This is a genomic window from Gordonia sp. AC31 (assembly GCF_031844505.1).
In the GTDB taxonomy this organism is placed as follows: domain Bacteria; phylum Actinomycetota; class Actinomycetes; order Mycobacteriales; family Mycobacteriaceae; genus Gordonia; species Gordonia hongkongensis.
The window spans coordinates 408,577-423,779 of record NZ_JAUZVK010000001.1 but is presented as its reverse complement, the minus strand read 5'-3'; the positions used below and the strand labels follow the sequence as shown (position 1 = coordinate 423,779).

Sequence of the window (15,203 nt, the reverse complement as noted above, 5' to 3'; positions counted from 1 at the left end):
GCCATGGGCTACTCCTTCGATCTCGACGACGTCGCGTTCCTGCGGTCGCGGCACGGCGAGAAGGCGCTCGACACGGTGTCCGGCCTCGAGCTCACCCCGTCGACGATGCTGGCCGACATCACCGAGGTACGCAGCCGATACGCGCCCCACGACGCCGCGCTGATCGAGACGGTGCAGTGTCGTAGGCGCGCCCGCTCGAAGCTGCGCGATGCCGAGGCGCTCCTGCTCACCGACGACGCCCTGCAGCAGGCGACCGCGTCGGTGGTCGCCGCGCACCGTGCGGCCGAAATCGCGGCGCGGTTTCCGGAATCGGTGGTGCACGACCTGACCTGTTCGATCGGGGCGGAGCTACGGGAGCTGGTGCGCGCCAACGGTATCTCGGGTGTCATCGGCAGCGACATCGACCGGGTCCGGCTCGCGATGGCGCGTTCCAACGTGCCGGAGGCGACGCTGCTGGTCGCGGACGCGCTCACCCCGACCTCGACCGCAGACGTGCTCCTCGCCGATCCCGCGCGGCGATCGGATGCGGGCCGCATCTTCCGGCTCGATCAGCTGACCCCACCGCTCTTCGAGCTGCTGACGACCTATCCCGGTCGCACGCTCATCGTGAAATGCGCTCCCGGACTGGACCATCAGATGCTGCGAAACCGCTATGGCTTCGACGGCGAGGTCCAGGTCACCTCACTCGACGGCGGCGTGCGCGAGGCGTGCCTGTGGACGGGTCCGGGTGTGAACCCTGGCCGGCGGGCCACCGTGCTGCGGACGAGGCCCGACGGAACCCTCGCCGGGGTCGAGGTCACCGACCGCGAGGACGACGACGTGCCGGCCGGTGAGGCGGGGGAGTGGATCGTCGACCCGGACGGGGCGATCGTGCGCGCCGGGCTGGTCAAGCACTACGCCCGCCGGTTCGGGCTCTGGCAACTCGACCCGCAGATCGCCTATCTCACGGGCGATTCCGTCCCCGACGGCGCCCGCGGGTTCCGGGTGATCGAGCAGACGGGCGTGACCGAGAAGGCGCTCCGGAAGGCGCTCGCGGCACTCGACTGCGGCCCCCTCGAGATCCTCGTCCGCGGACTCGACGTCGACCCCGACCGGCTGCGGAAGAAGCTCAAGCTCAAGGGCTCCCGGCCGTTGTCGGTGGTGCTGACCCGGATCGGGCGCAAGGGTGTCGCGTTCATCTGTGAGCCGGGCGTCCGGTTCTGAAACGAACCCGATCACGCAGAGTGCGGGATCGGTATCGGTTTCCGGTACGAATCCCGCACTCTCCGAACGCCTACTCGAGATCGGCCTTGCTGTCGAAGAAGTACACCTCGCCGAGATTGGTCGCGGTCGCGATCTGTCCGGAGTAGGACACCGAGACGCCGGTCGCGAAACCGCGCGAATTCGGGAGCGGCAGAGTCCGTTTCGTCGCGCCGTCGGTCGTGGACACCTCGACCAGGGACAGGGAGTCCCTGCCGGGATCGCGGGCGACCGTCCACGCGGTCTGCTGCTGGGTCAGCGCGGACAGGCTCACCGTCGCCAGATCGGTACGCTGCCAGACCTGTTCGGCACCATCGCCCCGATCACGCAGCAGGGTCAGCGGGGCGCCGAGCGAACCGGTCGGGATGATCAGACCGTCCGGGGAGACGGTCATCGTCGCGAATCCGTGGCCGCCGATGTCGTAGGTCCACCGCGTCGATCCGTCCTCGGCGTTCAGGGCGACGATCTTGCCGTCGCGCGAAAACGCATAGACGGTCGCGCCGTCGGCCGAGAGCGTCGGGGTCCCGATGACGCCGCTGGGGACGTCGGCCTGCCACGCGGTCCGGACTTCGCGGTTCCCGGCAACGGCGCCGTACTTCATCGCGCGGATCTGCGACGTCGCTGCGCCCTGGGGAAAGAAGTTGAGGAAGAAGCGTTCTCGTTCGGTGTCGACGGCAGCGGGGGCGGGGATCGCGCACTGCGGCCCGTTGCTCACGCAGTCGCCGAAGCCGCGGAGCGGTTGCGCGGGGTCGGCGTCGTCGCGCAGTCTCACCTCAGGCGCGAGGAGTTCGTTGCGCTGGGTGTCGATCAGCAGGATCTGACCCTGTGTGGTGGCGACCAGCACCTCGTTCGGGGCCGCGAACTTCGCCGACAGCGGTACCCCGATCACGCCGGCCCGCCAGCGGATGGCGCCGCCGGCATTAAAGGCGAGGAAGGTCGTCTCCTCGCCGAGATAGGGCTGGTCGTACTGATCGACGAGCATCGCGTTGATCTCGACACCGGCCCGCATGTCCTTGCAGAAGTTCTTGCGTCCGGAGCGGCTGTCGAGCACGAGCACGTTGCATCCCTGCGCCGCATTCGACGTCACGCCCACGTTCCCCTTGCCGGAGATCGTCACCGGCGCGGTGACCGGGCCGCCGGTCGGCCGTGTCCAGCTCAGCGTGAGGTCCTCCGGCACATCGGCATACGCGAAGTTGGCGTTGCCCGGGACACCCCCGTAGCTGGGCCATCCGACGCTCGGTACGGAGCGGACGTCGATGTGACCGTCCGAGCAGGCGGCGAGCGCCATCGAGCACACGGCCGTCAGCGCGACGAGCAGGCGGGTCAGCGCGGATCGGCGGCGTCGAGACACCTGCGGTCGTGCCAAAGCCATCCTGCTCCTCGTCGTCGTGCCCTGTTCTGCGTCGTGTCCAGGCGCCGGGCATGCCATCGAACGGCACCCTCCGTGCCAGCAGTGAGCCTATCGTGCGCGAAAATCGCGTCGATTAGGGTTTCTGGTCATGACCACCATGTGGAATGCGTCGTACCGGTCCCGCCGGCGCGCGGGCCGACGCCGCGACCCCGACCAGGCGCGTTTTCTCACGCTGGACTCGCTGCGCTGGATCAGACGCAACCGGGCGTACACACCGTGGTACCTCGTGCGCTACTACCGCCTGGCGCGGTTCCGCCTCGCCAATCCGCACATCGTGCTGCGGGGCATGGTGTTCCTCGGGCGCAACGTCGAGATCCACGCGACGCCGGAACTCGCGCGCATGGAGATCGGTCGCTGGGTCCACATCGGCGACGGCAACTCCATCCGCTGCCACGAGGGCAGCCTCCGCATCGGCGACAAGACCGTCTTCGGCTGCAACAACGTGGTGAACTCCTACCTCGACCTCGAGATCGGCGGTTCCACCCTCATCGCCGACTGGTGCTACATCTGCGACTTCGACCACAAGATGGACGACATCACGCTGCCGATCAAAGACCAGGGCATCGTGAAGGGCCCGGTGCGCATCGGGCCGGACACGTGGGTCGCGGCCAAGGTGTCGGTGCTGCGCAACACCATCGTCGGGCGAGGATGCGTGCTCGGCTCGCACGCGGTGGTCAAGGGCGTCATCCCCGACTACGCCATCGCGGTCGGCGCCCCCGCCCGGGTGGTCAAGAACCGGATGGACGACTGGGCCTCGAACGCCGCCGAACGCGCCGAACTCGAACGCGCCCTCGCCGACATCGAACGGAAGAAGGCCGCGGCCGAGCGGGAGTGACCCTTCGTGACGCCCTCCGCAGGCTCCGGGCTCCTCAGGGAGCAGGGGGTGGAGGCGTTCCGCAGGCTCCGGGCTCCTCAGGGAGCAGGGGCTATGCCTGCCCCGGGTCCCGTTCGGGCAGCGGGCGTTCCGGGATGTCGGGCCGTCCGATCGCGTGCCGGACTCGACGCTTCGCGGCGAGGTGCACGCTCGCGGTGCGCTCGGCGACCTCGGCCCAGGAGAACTCCGCGGTGAGCCGCGCCCGGGCCCGCAGTGCTCGCTGCGCGGCCGCGCCCGGATCGGACAGCGTGGCCCGGACCGCCGCGGCCAGTCCGGCGACATCCGCGGGCTCGAACGTCAGCCCGGTGTCCGGCTCGCGAACCGCCTCACCCAGACCCCCGGCCGTGGACACGATCAAGGGCACGCCGGTCGCCGCCGCCTCCAGCGCCACGATCCCGAACGGCTCGTAGCGACTCGGTAGCACGATGGCGTCGCAGCGGTGCATCAGCGTCACCAGCTCGGTGTGGTCGACCGGGCCGACGAACCGCACCGCCTTGCCGACCCGATGCTTGCGCGCCTGCTCGATCAGCCAGTCCCGCTGGGTGCCGTCACCGGCGATCGTCAGCGTCGTACCCGGATGGCTGCGGCGGATCCGGGGGAGCGCCGCGAGCAGATCCTGCACGCCCTTCTCGTATTCGAGCCGACCCGCGAACAGCAGCTCGGCGGGACCGCTCGTCCGAGCGCGTTCGGCGAACGGCCACGTACGGATGTCGATGCCGTTGTGGATCACCGTGATGTCGGCGGCGTCGTAGCCGAACAGTCGGTTCACCTCGTCGCGCATCGACGCCGAACACGTGATGAGAGCGTCGGATTCGGACACCAGCCACCACTCGACCGAATGCACCTGCCGGTTCGTCCGACCGCTCACCCAGCCGCTGTGCCGCCCCGCCTCCGTCGCGTGGATCGTGGAAACCAGTGGCACATCGAAGAATTCGGCCAGCGCGATGGCCGGGTGGGCGACCAGCCAATCATGCGCGTGCACGACCTCCGGCACCCACCCCCCGGCGCCGTGCAGAATCCGAAGTCCCGCCCGCACGAAGGCATGCCCCATGGCCAGCGTCCAGGCCATCATGTCCTGCCCGAACTCGAACTCCGGCGGGTCCTCGGCGACGGCCAGAACCCGGACACCTTCGACGACGGTGTCCGTCGTCGGATGAGTCACCGCATCGGTCCCCGACGGACGCCGGGTCAGCACCACCACGTCGTGCCCGGCGGCGGCCATCTCGGTGGCGAGGTGATGGACATGCCGGCCGAGTCCGCCCACCACCACCGGTGGGTACTCCCACGACACGAACAACACCTTCATCGGATTCCCCCCTCGACACCGACCCGGTCGGCGGTCAGAGCCGTGTGCAGCCGGCGCGCATCGAGTGCGGGAAAGAGATTGTCGGCACGCGCCCAGGCGGCGGCGAGCGTCTCGGCTGCGTCGTCGCGGCCCCGCATCGCCGCGTCGCTGATCTCGCGGGTGGCATGCGCATGCGTGTGAGCTCGCGACACAGCGTACTGCGCCGCGGTGTCCTTCGACACCATGAACGGCCAGTCCGAGGACACGGTCAGCAGCGCCTCGCGCACGATCTGATCGGCGACCCGGCTGCGTGCACTCCCGTGTTGCCGCAGCTTGGCGACCGCGTCGAGCGCCGTCTCGGTGACCTCGGCGTTCAGGTCGACCAGGTGCTGCACGGCCGGACCGTTCCACACCCGCCAGTCCTTACCCGACCCCCACGACGACCTGGGGAGGTCGATGGGCGCGCCGACGAGCCCGGCCTGCGTTGCGCCCGCGAGTGTCCCGACGGTGACCCCGACCTCGGGCAGACGTCGCAGCACCCGATCCAGCCAGACCGGGCCCTCATGCCACCAGTGCCCGAACAATTCGGTGTCGAACGCGGCGACCACCAGCGCGGGCCGGCCGATCCGCGCGGACTCGTCGACCAGACGCTGCCGCACATGCGCGACGAAGTCCTCGACGTGCCGGCCCAGAACCGCGTCGACGCGCGCCGGGTCGTAGGGCTTCTTGTCCTGCCCGGACACGGTCCGGCCGGTGACCCGGAACCGCTTGAGCCCGGTCTCGTGGTCATAGGTGTGGAAATCCCGATAGGCGCCATGACCCGGATAGCCCGACTTCGGCGACCAGACGCGATAGCTCACCTTCAGGTCACGTCCGTAGGCGACGACGGCGCTGTCGCCGACGGGGCGTCCCAGCGCGGTGTCGCCGTGCAAGGCGGGCCCGTCGACCATGAAGTGGCGCACGCCCGCGCGGTCGTACTCCATTTCCATCCCCGGCGCGAAGGCGCACTCGGGTGCCCAGATCCCGGTCGGATCGAAACCCCACCGCGCATGGGCGTCCGCGAGCCCCTCGGTCAGCGAGAACCGGCGCAGTCGCGGGTCGAGCAGCGGTGCGAACGGGTGGGCCAGGGGGCCGCCCAGGATCTCGACGACGCCGCTCGAGGCCAGTCCGCGGATCAGTGGCGACGCGCCGTGACGCCATCGGGACGCAAAGGTGTCCAGCGCGCGCTGGGCGTCGAGGTAGTCACGGCGGCCCGCCGCGGCTCGGTCGGCGTCGCGGGACATCGCTGCCTGCGTGGCCCGGAGCTGCCAGTCGGCGAGCCACTCGTACATCGACGACGCACAGTGCGGATCGTCGAGCTGCGCGGCCAGCACCGGCGTGATCCCGAGGGAGAGCTGGTCGGTGAAACCGTCGGCGGCCAGCCGCTCGAGCATGTCGAACAGCGGCAGGTACGACGCGGCCCACGACTGATACAGCCACTCCTCGCCGACCGGCCAACGTCCGTGATTGGCCAGCCACGGCAGATGCGAGTGCAGGACCAGCGTGAACTGGCCCGCGACGGGTTCGGTGCGGGTGGTCACCCTCAGCCCCGCAACGCGACGGCGAACAGGTCGAGCGAGGCGTCGATGTCGTACACGCCGGAATCGACGACGTCGAAATCTGCGGCGACCACGCCGGCGACATCCGCGGCCAGCTCGTCCGGCCAGGGCACGCCGGCGAGCGCACGCTCGATCTGGGCGTCGATGAGCGAACCGCCCCATCTGGTGTCCAGGGCGCGAAGTCGCGGTCCGTGCACGACTCCCCACATCGCGTCGATCACGAAGCCGCCGTCGAGAAGCAGTTCGGTGAGTTCGGCCGCGTCGAGCTCACGGGTGTGGAACGGGTTGAGCGGTGTGTCGCGACCGGGGGAGAAGGTGATGCGGTTGGGCGTCGACATGACCAGGACCCCGCCCGGACGCAGCACGCGGTGGCATTCGGCGACGAATCGCGGCTGATCCCAGAGGTGTTCGATGACCTGGAAGTTGACCACGATGTCGACCGAGGCGTCGGCGAGGGGGAGGTCGACGAGGTTGCCCTGGTGGACGACGAGCTGGGGATAGCGGCGTCGGGTGTGTTCGACCGCGGCGGCGTCGTAGTCGACGCAGACCACCGACGACGCCCCGGCGTCGGCGATCATCGCGGCGCCGTACCCCTCACCGGAGCCGGCTTCGAGGACGTCGTGGCCCGCGCACCGGTCGGCGATGTGGCGGTAGGCGATCTCGTGGCGCCGGAACCAGTAGTTCTCGGCGGGAATCCCCGGGACCGTCCGCTCGCCGGTCAGCGCCAATTGCTGGTCGGTGTCGAGCGCCTCGAGACCAGTGGTTGCCGTCCCGCGCGACGATCCGAGGTCTGCGTCAGTCATCTGACAGAGAGTAGGGCATGCCCCGGGGACCGCCGGGGCCGTCGTACCGAGCGAGCGAACGGTAGCGTGCATTGTGTGAGGTAGTCGATGTTTAGTGGAAACATAGGAGACGCTAAAGTGGTGGGGACCCATGGCCTTACCCGCCGGTAAGTTGCCGAACCCGATGCAGGAGGTCGACGTAGACCCATGACAAACATTGTCGTACTGATCAAGCAGGTTCCCGACACATGGTCCGAGCGCAAGTTGTCCGACGACGACTACACCCTGGACCGTGAGGCCGCCGACGCCGTCCTGGACGAGATCAACGAGCGCGCCGTCGAGGAAGCGCTGAAGATCAAGGAGGCCGACGGCGGTGAGGTCACCATCCTGACGGCGGGTCCCGAGCGCGCCACCGACGCCATCCGCAAGGCCCTGTCCATGGGCGCCGACAAGGCGATCCACATCAAGGACGACCTCATGCACGGCTCAGACGCGGTCCAGACCGCCTACGTGCTGGCCCGGGCGCTCGGCACGGTCGAGGGTGTCGAGCTGGTCATCGCCGGCAACGAGGCCACCGACGGTCGCGTCGGCGCCATCCCGGCCATGATCGCCGAGTACCTCGAGCTCCCGCACCTGACCCACCTGCGCAAGCTGACCCTGGAGGGCGAGACCCTCAAGGGCGAGCGGGAGACCGACGACGGCATCTTCCACGTCGAGGCCAGCCTGCCGGCCATCGTCAGCGTGAACGAGAAGATCAACGAACCGCGCTTCCCCTCCTTCAAGGGCATCATGGCCGCCAAGAAGAAGGAGGTCACCGTCCTGACCCTCGCCGAGATCGACGTCGAGGCAAGCGATGTGGGCCTGGAGAACGCCGGCTCGGTCGTGACGGCGAACACCCCGAAGCCGCCGAAGACCGCGGGCGAGCGCGTCACCGACGAAGGCGACGGCGGCACCAAGGTCGCCGAGTACCTGGTCGGCCAGAAGATCATCTGACCTTCTCCACGCAGACCACCGGCGAACCCCCAGACATTCAGGAGAAAACCACCATGGCAGAAGTACTCGTTCTCGTGGAACAGGACGCCGAAGGCGCCCTGAAGAAGGTCACCAGCGAGCTCATCACCGCCGCCCGCGCACTCGGCACCCCGTCGGCGGTCGTCGTCGGCAAGCCCGGCTCGGCCGACGGCATCCTCGACGGACTCAAGGAGGCCGGCGCGGAGAAGATCTACGTCGCCGAGTCCGACGATGCGGGTAGCTACCTCATCACCCCGCAGGTCGACGTGCTGGCCTCGATCGCCGAGACCGCCTCGCCGGCCGGCATCCTCGTCGCGGCCACCGCCGACGGCAAGGAGATCGCCGGCCGCTTGGCCGTGCGCCTCGGCTCGGGCGTCCTCGCCGACATCGTCGACGTCAAGGAAGGCGGCGTGGGCATCCACTCCATCTTCGGTGGCGCCTACACCGTCGACGCCCAGGCCAAGGGTGAGGTCCCGGTCTTCTCGATCCGCCCCGGTGGCGTCGAGGCCGCTCCGCAGGCCGGCGCCGGCGAGCGTGTCGACGTCGAGGTCCCGGCTCAGGACGAGGGCGCGGTCAAGATCACCAAGGTCGAGCCGAACGTCGGCGGCGATCGTCCCGAACTGACCGAGGCGTCGATCGTCGTCTCGGGTGGTCGCGGTGTCGGCAGCGCCGAGAAGTTCTCCGTCGTCGAAGAACTCGCCGACGTGCTCGGTGCCGCCGTGGGCGCTTCGCGCGCGGCCGTCGACTCCGGTTACTACCCCGGTCAGTTCCAGGTCGGTCAGACCGGTAAGACCGTGTCGCCGCAGCTGTACGTCGCACTGGGCATCTCGGGCGCCATCCAGCACCGCGCCGGCATGCAGACCTCGAAGACGATCGTGGCCGTCAACAAGGACGAAGAGGCCCCGATCTTCGAGATCGCCGACTACGGCGTCGTCGGCGATCTGTTCAACGTCGCGCCGCAGCTGACCGAAGAGGTCAAGAAGCGCAAGTGATCATGAGCTGATCAACTGCAGAACCCGGTGACCCCCGACTCCCCGTCGGGGGTCACCGTGCGTTCGGGGGTCGTTCACCCGCAGGTGGCCGTGGCGAGGCCTGTTCATCCGGTGGCGGCCCGAGTTCATCGAACCCGCACCGACACGACACGCTGCGGTGGTCCTGCCGATGCCCGGTCTCGTTTCCATTCGAGTCATGAACGCCATGCAGTCGCCAGTCCGCACCAGCCATGTCGCGCGCGCTCGGTTCTCGCGGGCCGTGCCGACGACCCTGCTCACCGCGGGGCCCATCCGGGTCCTCGTGTCCGACGATCCCGCCGACATCGTCGCCGCCCAGGAACTGCGGTATCGCGTCTTCGCCGACGAACCCGGCTTCTCCAACCGCATCGGTGACGCGGTCACCGGACGGGATGCCGACCGGTTCGACGCCTTCTGCGAGCACCTCATCGTCCGCCACGCCGACGACGGGGTCGTCGGGTGTGCGCGCCTGCTCTCCCCGGCGCGGGCGATCGCCGCCGGCGGCTGGTACTCGGCCACCGAGTTCGACCTCCGCGAGATGAACGACATCGTCTCCGCCACCGTCGAATTGGGTCGAGCGTGTGTCCACTCCGAGTACCGCGACGGGTCGGTGACCGCGCTGATGTGGGCGGCGCTGCTGCAGTACATGGACGACGCCGACCTGCGATACCTGATGGGCTGTGTGTCGGTGCCCCTGCACACGCCGGGTGAATGGCTGCCGGGGTCGTCGCTGCGCGCACTGCGCGATCGTCTGCGCGACGACCACCAGGACCCCGAGCGCCGCGCTCACCCGCTGGCGCCGGCGCGCATCGGCGGACGCCTGCTCGACGACATCGTGCCGTCCGACACGGTCGCGATGCCGGCACTGATGCGTGGATACCTCCGCCTCGGCGCCCGCATCTGTGGCGAGCCGGCGGTCGACGACGTCTTCGACGTCGCGGATTTCCTGACCCTGCTCGACCGCGAAGGGGCCAACAAGCGATACCTCGACCGGCTGCGATCGAGTGCCCGACGGCTGGGTTCGGCCCGCGCGGATGCCACGCCGGAGCCCGGGGGCGCGGCACGATGACCATCCTGCTGGTCGGTCCGGTCGCACCCCGCTCGCAGCGTCCCCGACGGGAACACGCCGCGTGTCCGCCTGCCCGCCCGGCCGGTGCGCTCGCGCACCCGTGGTTTCCGATCAGCACCTGTGGCGACGGTTGCATCGGTGCACCGCGGGCCGGGCGGTTCGACGCGGTCACCGGCGCGACGATCGTCGCCTGGCGTCTGTGCCGACTCGTCGTGGTCGTGGTGTGGATCGTCTGGGCGGCGCTGACCGCCGGCGCAGTGGCGCGGTTGCGTCGTCGACCGCCGCGCCCCCTGCGTCGACCCGCGTCGGGTGCACTGCTGGCGGCCCTGGGTATCGCCGTCCGCGTCGAGGACCGGCGCTGTGGCCCGGCCCGCGCCGGACTCGTGGTCGCCAACCACATCTCGTTCCTCGACGTCTTGGCGCTCGCGCTGATCAGCCCTGCCGACGTGGTGGCCAAATCCGATGTCGTCGGGATGCCGGTGGTGTCGTCCCTCGCGCGCCGGTTCGGCGTCATCGCCGTCGACCGCGGCACCCTCCGCGGTCTGCCGGGGACGGTCGGCGACGTGGCCGGGCGGCTGCACCGCGACTCGTCGGTGATCGTGTTCCCCGAGGGCACGACGTACTGCGGCCGCTCGGCCGGTGCGTTCCGACCCGCGTTCTTCCAGGCCGCGATCGATGCAGACGTGCCGGTCGTGCCGGTGAAATTGCGCTTCGTCGGCAGCGACGGGACCACCGCGACGGCACCGAGCTTCATCGGCGCCGACACCCCGGCCGACACGCTGCGGCGGGTCCTGCGGGCGCGTGGCCTCGTCGTGACCATGGTCATCCACCCGCCCGAGGAACCCGGCGTAGATCGCCGCGAGTTGGCGCGTCGGTGTGAGCGCGTCGTGGCGGGGCGGTCCCCGGCCGCGGAAAGTGACATCATCCGTTCCCTGATATAGGTTTCTCCGGTAGCCGTCCGCAGCTCCGCGGACGATCAACCGCGTACTTGCAGGAGGCCGACGATGACGTCCACTCAGACCCGAGAAGCCGCGCGCGCCAAGTTCTTCGAACTCCGGGACGTCGACGGCCAAGTCGACGACGCCGACCTCGACACCGTGTGGGCGGGACTGTCGCCGCTGCGGCCCGAGGAGATGCTCGGCGCATGGAAGGGTGGCGAGTTCACCACCGGCCACGCCATCAACGGCGCGCTTGCGAAAGCCAACTGGTTCGGCAAGACGTTCACCTCACGCAGCGACGTCCAGCCGCTGGTGTGCCGCGACGAGAACGGCAACCTCTACTCCAACACCAAACTCGGCAAGGGCGAGGCCAGCCTCTGGGCGATCGAGTTCCGCGGCGAGATCACCGCGTCGATGGTCTACGACGGTCAGCCGGTCATCGACCACTTCAAGCGCGTCGACGACACCACGGTGATGGGGATCATGAACGGCAAAGGCGGAGTCATCGACGGCCGTCACTTGTACTTCTACCTCGAGCGGGTCTGAGACGGGCTGTCGTTCCGCGTCCGATCGCGGAATTTGTCGGCGACCTACGCGCGTTTATCCTTGCTAGCGATGCCCGTGCCAAGCCGACCGCCCGTGAAGGCGCCTGTCTACCTCGACCACGCCGCTTCGACGCAGATGCTGCCCGAAGCCGTCGAGGCGATGACGGCCGTCTTCGCACAGCCGGGTAACGCCTCGTCGCTGCACGGATCCGGTCGCACCGCCCGTCGTCGGCTCGAGGAGGCGCGCGAGGCCATCGCCGCGGCGGTCGGTGCCCGGCCCTCCGAGGTCGTCTTCACCGGCGGCGGCACCGAGGCCGACAACCTGGCGGTCAAGGGGATCTACTGGTCGCAGCGGAACGCCGACCCGCGCCGTCGCCGGATCGTCACCTCGGCGATCGAACATCACGCCGTCCTCGACCCCGCACAGTGGCTGGCCGAGCAGGCCGGCGCCGAGCTCGTACTGCTCCCGGTCGACGCCGACGGTGTCGTCTCGCCCGCCGACCTGCGCGCGGAGCTCGAGGAGCACGCTGCCGAGACCGCTCTCATCTCGCTGATGTGGGCCAACAACGAGGTCGGCACGATCCAGCCGATCGCCGAGCTCGCCGCGGTCGGGTCCGAATTCGGCGTCCCGGTGCATTCCGACGCGATACAGGCGGTCGGTCATCTGCCGGTCGATTTCGCCGCGAGCGGCCTCTCGGCGCTCAGCCTGACCGCCCACAAGTTCGGCGGGCCGCAGGGTGTCGGCGCCCTGCTGCTGGGTCGCGATGTCGGGTGTGTGCCGCTGCTGCACGGCGGCGGCCACGAACGCGACGTGCGCTCGGGAACCCAGGACGTCGCCGGTGCGGCCGGCATGGCCGCCGCACTGTCGTGGTGCGTCGAGCACCTCGACGAGAACACCGCGCACGTCCGCGCCCTGCAGACCCGGCTTACCGAGATCCTCCTCGGCGTCGACGGAACGGTGCGCAACGGTGCCGACGGCGATGGTCGCCTCCCGGGGAACGTGCACGTGTCGTTCGCCGGCTGTGAGGGTGACTCGCTGCTCATGCTTCTCGACGCCAAGGGCGTCGAGTGTTCGACCGGGTCAGCTTGTACGGCCGGGGTGGCGCAGGCCAGCCATGTGCTGCTCGCCATGGGGCTCGACATGGCCGACGCCCGGTCGTCGCTGCGGTTCTCCCTCGGCCACACCACCACCGAGGCCGACGTCGACGCGGTCGCCGCGGTCATCGACGAGGTCGTCGACCGGGCGCGGGCGGCCGGCCTGGTCTCGGTCCCCGGCGGAAGGATCTCCTGATGCGCGTACTGGCAGCGATGAGCGGCGGCGTCGACTCGGCGGTCGCCGCGGCCCGGGCGGTCGAGGCCGGTCACGAGGTGGTCGGAGTTCATCTGGCGTTGTCGACGGCTCCGGGTGCGCTGCGCACCGGTTCGCGCGGATGCTGCTCACGCGAGGACGCCTCTGACGCCCGCCGCGCCGCCGATGTCCTCGGAATCCCGTTCTACGTCTGGGATTTCGCCGACCGGTTCAAGGACGATGTGATCGACGAGTTCGTCGAGGCCTACGCGGCCGGACGCACCCCGAACCCGTGCCTTACATGCAACGAGAAGATCAAGTTCGCGGCCCTCGCCGACAAGGCGATGGCGCTCGGCTTCGACGCGCTGGCCACCGGTCACTACGCGCAGCTGACCGACGGCGAGTTACGACGAGCGGTCGACGCCGACAAGGACCAGTCGTATGTGCTGGCCGTGCTGACGCGTGATCAGTTGTCGCGGGCGATGTTCCCGATCGGTGACACCCCGAAGTCCGAGATCCGGGCCGAGGCGGCCCGGCGCGGCCTGGCCGTCGCGGACAAGCCGGACTCCCACGACATCTGCTTCATCCCGAGCGGAGACACCCGCGCGTTCCTCGGAGCCCGCATCGGTGTCCGGCCGGGCGCGATCGTGGACGCGACGTCGGGCGAGCGCCTCGCCGAGCACGACGGGGTCCACGGCTTCACCATCGGGCAGCGCAAGGGCCTGGGGGTCGAGGCGCCGGCCGCCGACGGCAAGCCCCGCTATGTCACCGAGATCGACCCGGATTCGGGAACGGTGACGGTCGGGACGGCAGCCGATCTGCAGGTCTGGGGCATCACCGCGACGCGTGCGGTGTGGACCTCCGGGGTCACTCCGGACGAGCCCTTCGACGCGATGGTGCAGGTCCGAGCCCACGGCGGGCTCGCGCCGGTGCGCGCGACCGCCACCACGATCGACGGTGAACCCGGTATCGACATCGCGCTGCAGGAGCCGCTCACCGGCGTCGCCCGCGGTCAGGCCGCGGTGCTGTACCTGCCCGATGCCCGACGCGGCGACCAGGTCGTCGGGTGCGGACGCATCGCCACCACCTCGTCGCAGCCGACCGTCGTCGCGTCTCGGTGACCGGAGCGGCACTGCCCACCGGAGTGGGCACCGGCGTGGGGTCGATGCCCGGCACCGACGCACGTGCCGCCGCCGCGGTGGTGAACGGCGAACTCGATCTCGCCCACCTCGTCGAACTGCCCGCGCGAGGTATCGGTGCGGATCTGATCGGCCGGATGGCGGCGATCCTCGTCGACCTGCCGATGGACACCGCGACATGGGGTTACCGGCTGGCGCAACGCCACTCCCGTCTGGCCCGACGCGCCGCGGACCTGCTTGCCGAGGACCTCGACGTCGTCGAGGAGCTGTGGGAGACAGCGGGTTTCATCGGTACCGGCCGCGCCTTCAAGGTGCAGGTGGCCGGTCCGTTCACCACCTCGGCATCTGTCGAGCTGACGAACGGGCAACGAGTCCTGAAAGACCACGGTGCCGTCCGCGACATCGTCGAGTCGACGGCGGAGGGTGTGCGCGAGCACGTCGCCGAGGTGGAACGCCGGCTCGGTGCGCGCGTGGTGGTCCAGCTCGACGAGCCGATGGTCGGCCAGGTCATCGACGGCACGGTGAAGCCGCTGACCCGCTTCGACCCCATCCGGGCGATACCGGCGGTCGAGGTGGCTCGCGCACTCACCGAACTCGTCGACCACGTCGGCGTCCCGGTGGTCTTGCACGATTGCGGCACACCGCGGTGGGATCTCCTCGAACATCTTCCCGGGGTTGCGTATTCGATCGACATCACCACACCGTCGGCGACCGATCTCGACGGGATCGGGATGCTCGTCGACCGCGGCGGCGTCCTGCTCGCGGGTCGTGTGCCGTCGACCGCACCCGATCGTCCGCTGGCCGCCGAACACGTGGCGACCGAACTCGCCGCGTTGACCGACCGCATCGGACTGGACCGCAAAGTGTTGTCGGACAACGTGATCGTGACGCCGACCTGTGGTCTGGCCGGCGCGTCGGCGAAGTGGGCCAAGACGGCCTTGGCGATCACCGCGGAGGCCGGTCAGCTGCTCGGCAGCGATCCCTCCGCGCTCTGAAAACCCCTGCGGGTCCGAC

General features: G+C 69.7%; 14 protein-coding genes. 10 read left to right on the top strand and 4 right to left on the bottom strand.

The window, feature by feature from the left end; translation table 11 throughout:
• Positions 1–3: 3 nt before the first annotated feature.
• Entirely contained in the window at positions 4–1,203 is a 1,200-nt protein-coding gene (locus Q9R39_RS01980) for a THUMP-like domain-containing protein (RefSeq protein ID WP_311277022.1), read from the top strand.
• 70 nt (positions 1,204–1,273) lie between these two features.
• On the opposite strand, the gene Q9R39_RS01975 is transcribed toward Q9R39_RS01980, so the two are convergent.
• Positions 1,274–2,611 (bottom strand): PQQ-binding-like beta-propeller repeat protein, encoded by a 1,338-nt coding sequence (locus Q9R39_RS01975; protein ID WP_311277021.1) that lies wholly within the window; start codon positions 2,609–2,611, stop codon positions 1,274–1,276.
• Between the two features lie 127 nt (positions 2,612–2,738).
• On the opposite strand from Q9R39_RS01975, the gene Q9R39_RS01970 reads away from it, so the two are divergent.
• Positions 2,739–3,485 (top strand): acyltransferase, encoded by a 747-nt coding sequence (locus Q9R39_RS01970; protein WP_058252168.1) that lies wholly within the window; start codon positions 2,739–2,741, stop codon positions 3,483–3,485.
• Positions 3,486–3,576: 91 nt separating this feature from the next.
• On the opposite strand, the gene Q9R39_RS01965 is transcribed toward Q9R39_RS01970, so the two are convergent.
• The 3 genes from Q9R39_RS01965 to Q9R39_RS01955 are packed head-to-tail and all read right to left on the bottom strand — an operon-like array spanning position 3,577 to position 7,210.
• Entirely contained in the window at positions 3,577–4,830 is a 1,254-nt protein-coding gene (locus Q9R39_RS01965) for a glycosyltransferase family 4 protein (RefSeq protein WP_311277020.1), read from the bottom strand.
• Positions 4,827–6,389: a glycoside hydrolase family 57 protein gene (locus Q9R39_RS01960; protein WP_311277019.1), complete on the bottom strand. Its 1,563-nt coding sequence runs from the start codon at positions 6,387–6,389 to the stop codon at positions 4,827–4,829. Before Q9R39_RS01960 ends, Q9R39_RS01965 begins: the two co-directional genes overlap by 4 nt.
• 2 nt (positions 6,390–6,391) lie before the next feature.
• Complete coding sequence (locus Q9R39_RS01955) at positions 6,392–7,210, bottom strand: bifunctional 2-polyprenyl-6-hydroxyphenol methylase/3-demethylubiquinol 3-O-methyltransferase UbiG (protein ID WP_058252165.1); 819 nt, start codon at positions 7,208–7,210, stop codon at positions 6,392–6,394.
• Between the two features lie 186 nt (positions 7,211–7,396).
• Between Q9R39_RS01955 and Q9R39_RS01950 the strand changes: the two genes are divergently transcribed.
• The 8 genes from Q9R39_RS01950 to Q9R39_RS01915 all read left to right on the top strand — a co-directional run bounded on the left by Q9R39_RS01950 (position 7,397) and on the right by Q9R39_RS01915 (position 15,184).
• The gene (locus Q9R39_RS01950) at positions 7,397–8,182 is read left to right on the top strand and encodes an electron transfer flavoprotein subunit beta/FixA family protein (protein WP_004019278.1); all 786 of its coding nucleotides are present in this window, start codon (positions 7,397–7,399) and stop codon (positions 8,180–8,182) included.
• 53 nt (positions 8,183–8,235) lie between these two features.
• The gene (locus Q9R39_RS01945) at positions 8,236–9,192 is read left to right on the top strand and encodes an electron transfer flavoprotein subunit alpha/FixB family protein (RefSeq protein WP_058252164.1); all 957 of its coding nucleotides are present in this window, start codon (positions 8,236–8,238) and stop codon (positions 9,190–9,192) included.
• 100 nt (positions 9,193–9,292) lie between these two features.
• The gene (locus Q9R39_RS01940) at positions 9,293–10,279 is read left to right on the top strand and encodes a GNAT family N-acetyltransferase (RefSeq protein ID WP_159371951.1); all 987 of its coding nucleotides are present in this window, start codon (positions 9,293–9,295) and stop codon (positions 10,277–10,279) included.
• Positions 10,276–11,220, top strand: coding sequence for a lysophospholipid acyltransferase family protein (locus Q9R39_RS01935; RefSeq protein WP_311277018.1), 945 nt, complete (start codon positions 10,276–10,278; stop codon positions 11,218–11,220). Before Q9R39_RS01940 ends, Q9R39_RS01935 begins: the two co-directional genes overlap by 4 nt.
• Before the next feature lie 63 nt (positions 11,221–11,283).
• On the top strand, positions 11,284–11,763 hold the full coding sequence (locus tag Q9R39_RS01930) for a DUF4334 domain-containing protein (RefSeq protein WP_311277017.1): 480 nt from the start codon (positions 11,284–11,286) through the stop codon (positions 11,761–11,763).
• Positions 11,764–11,832: 69 nt separating this feature from the next.
• On the top strand, positions 11,833–13,053 hold the full coding sequence (locus Q9R39_RS01925; RefSeq protein ID WP_311277016.1) for a cysteine desulfurase family protein: 1,221 nt from the start codon (positions 11,833–11,835) through the stop codon (positions 13,051–13,053).
• Positions 13,053–14,171, top strand: coding sequence for a tRNA 2-thiouridine(34) synthase MnmA (gene mnmA, locus Q9R39_RS01920; RefSeq protein WP_058252159.1), 1,119 nt, complete (start codon positions 13,053–13,055; stop codon positions 14,169–14,171). Before Q9R39_RS01925 ends, mnmA begins: the two co-directional genes overlap by 1 nt.
• The gene (locus Q9R39_RS01915) at positions 14,168–15,184 is read left to right on the top strand and encodes a vitamin-B12 independent methionine synthase (protein WP_058252198.1); all 1,017 of its coding nucleotides are present in this window, start codon (positions 14,168–14,170) and stop codon (positions 15,182–15,184) included. The genes mnmA and Q9R39_RS01915 overlap by 4 nt, the downstream gene beginning before the upstream one ends.
• Positions 15,185–15,203: the final 19 nt, after the last annotated feature.

Bases quoted from the DNA above. Each gene is read 5' to 3' on its own strand.
- Q9R39_RS01980 (WP_311277022.1), top strand. From the start codon at position 4: ATGGGCTACTCCTTCGATCTCGACGACGTCGCGTTCCTGCGGTCGCGG.
- Q9R39_RS01975 (WP_311277021.1), bottom strand. From the start codon at position 2,611: ATGGCTTTGGCACGACCGCAGGTGTCTCGACGCCGCCGATCCGCGCTG.
- Q9R39_RS01970 (WP_058252168.1), top strand. From the start codon at position 2,739: ATGACCACCATGTGGAATGCGTCGTACCGGTCCCGCCGGCGCGCGGGC.
- Q9R39_RS01965 (WP_311277020.1), bottom strand. From the start codon at position 4,830: ATGAAGGTGTTGTTCGTGTCGTGGGAGTACCCACCGGTGGTGGTGGGC.
- Q9R39_RS01955 (WP_058252165.1), bottom strand. From the start codon at position 7,210: ATGACTGACGCAGACCTCGGATCGTCGCGCGGGACGGCAACCACTGGT.
- Q9R39_RS01950 (WP_004019278.1), top strand. From the start codon at position 7,397: ATGACAAACATTGTCGTACTGATCAAGCAGGTTCCCGACACATGGTCC.
- Q9R39_RS01945 (WP_058252164.1), top strand. From the start codon at position 8,236: ATGGCAGAAGTACTCGTTCTCGTGGAACAGGACGCCGAAGGCGCCCTG.
- Q9R39_RS01935 (WP_311277018.1), top strand. From the start codon at position 10,276: ATGACCATCCTGCTGGTCGGTCCGGTCGCACCCCGCTCGCAGCGTCCC.
- Q9R39_RS01930 (WP_311277017.1), top strand. From the start codon at position 11,284: ATGACGTCCACTCAGACCCGAGAAGCCGCGCGCGCCAAGTTCTTCGAA.
- Q9R39_RS01925 (WP_311277016.1), top strand. From the start codon at position 11,833: ATGCCCGTGCCAAGCCGACCGCCCGTGAAGGCGCCTGTCTACCTCGAC.
- mnmA (WP_058252159.1), top strand. From the start codon at position 13,053: ATGCGCGTACTGGCAGCGATGAGCGGCGGCGTCGACTCGGCGGTCGCC.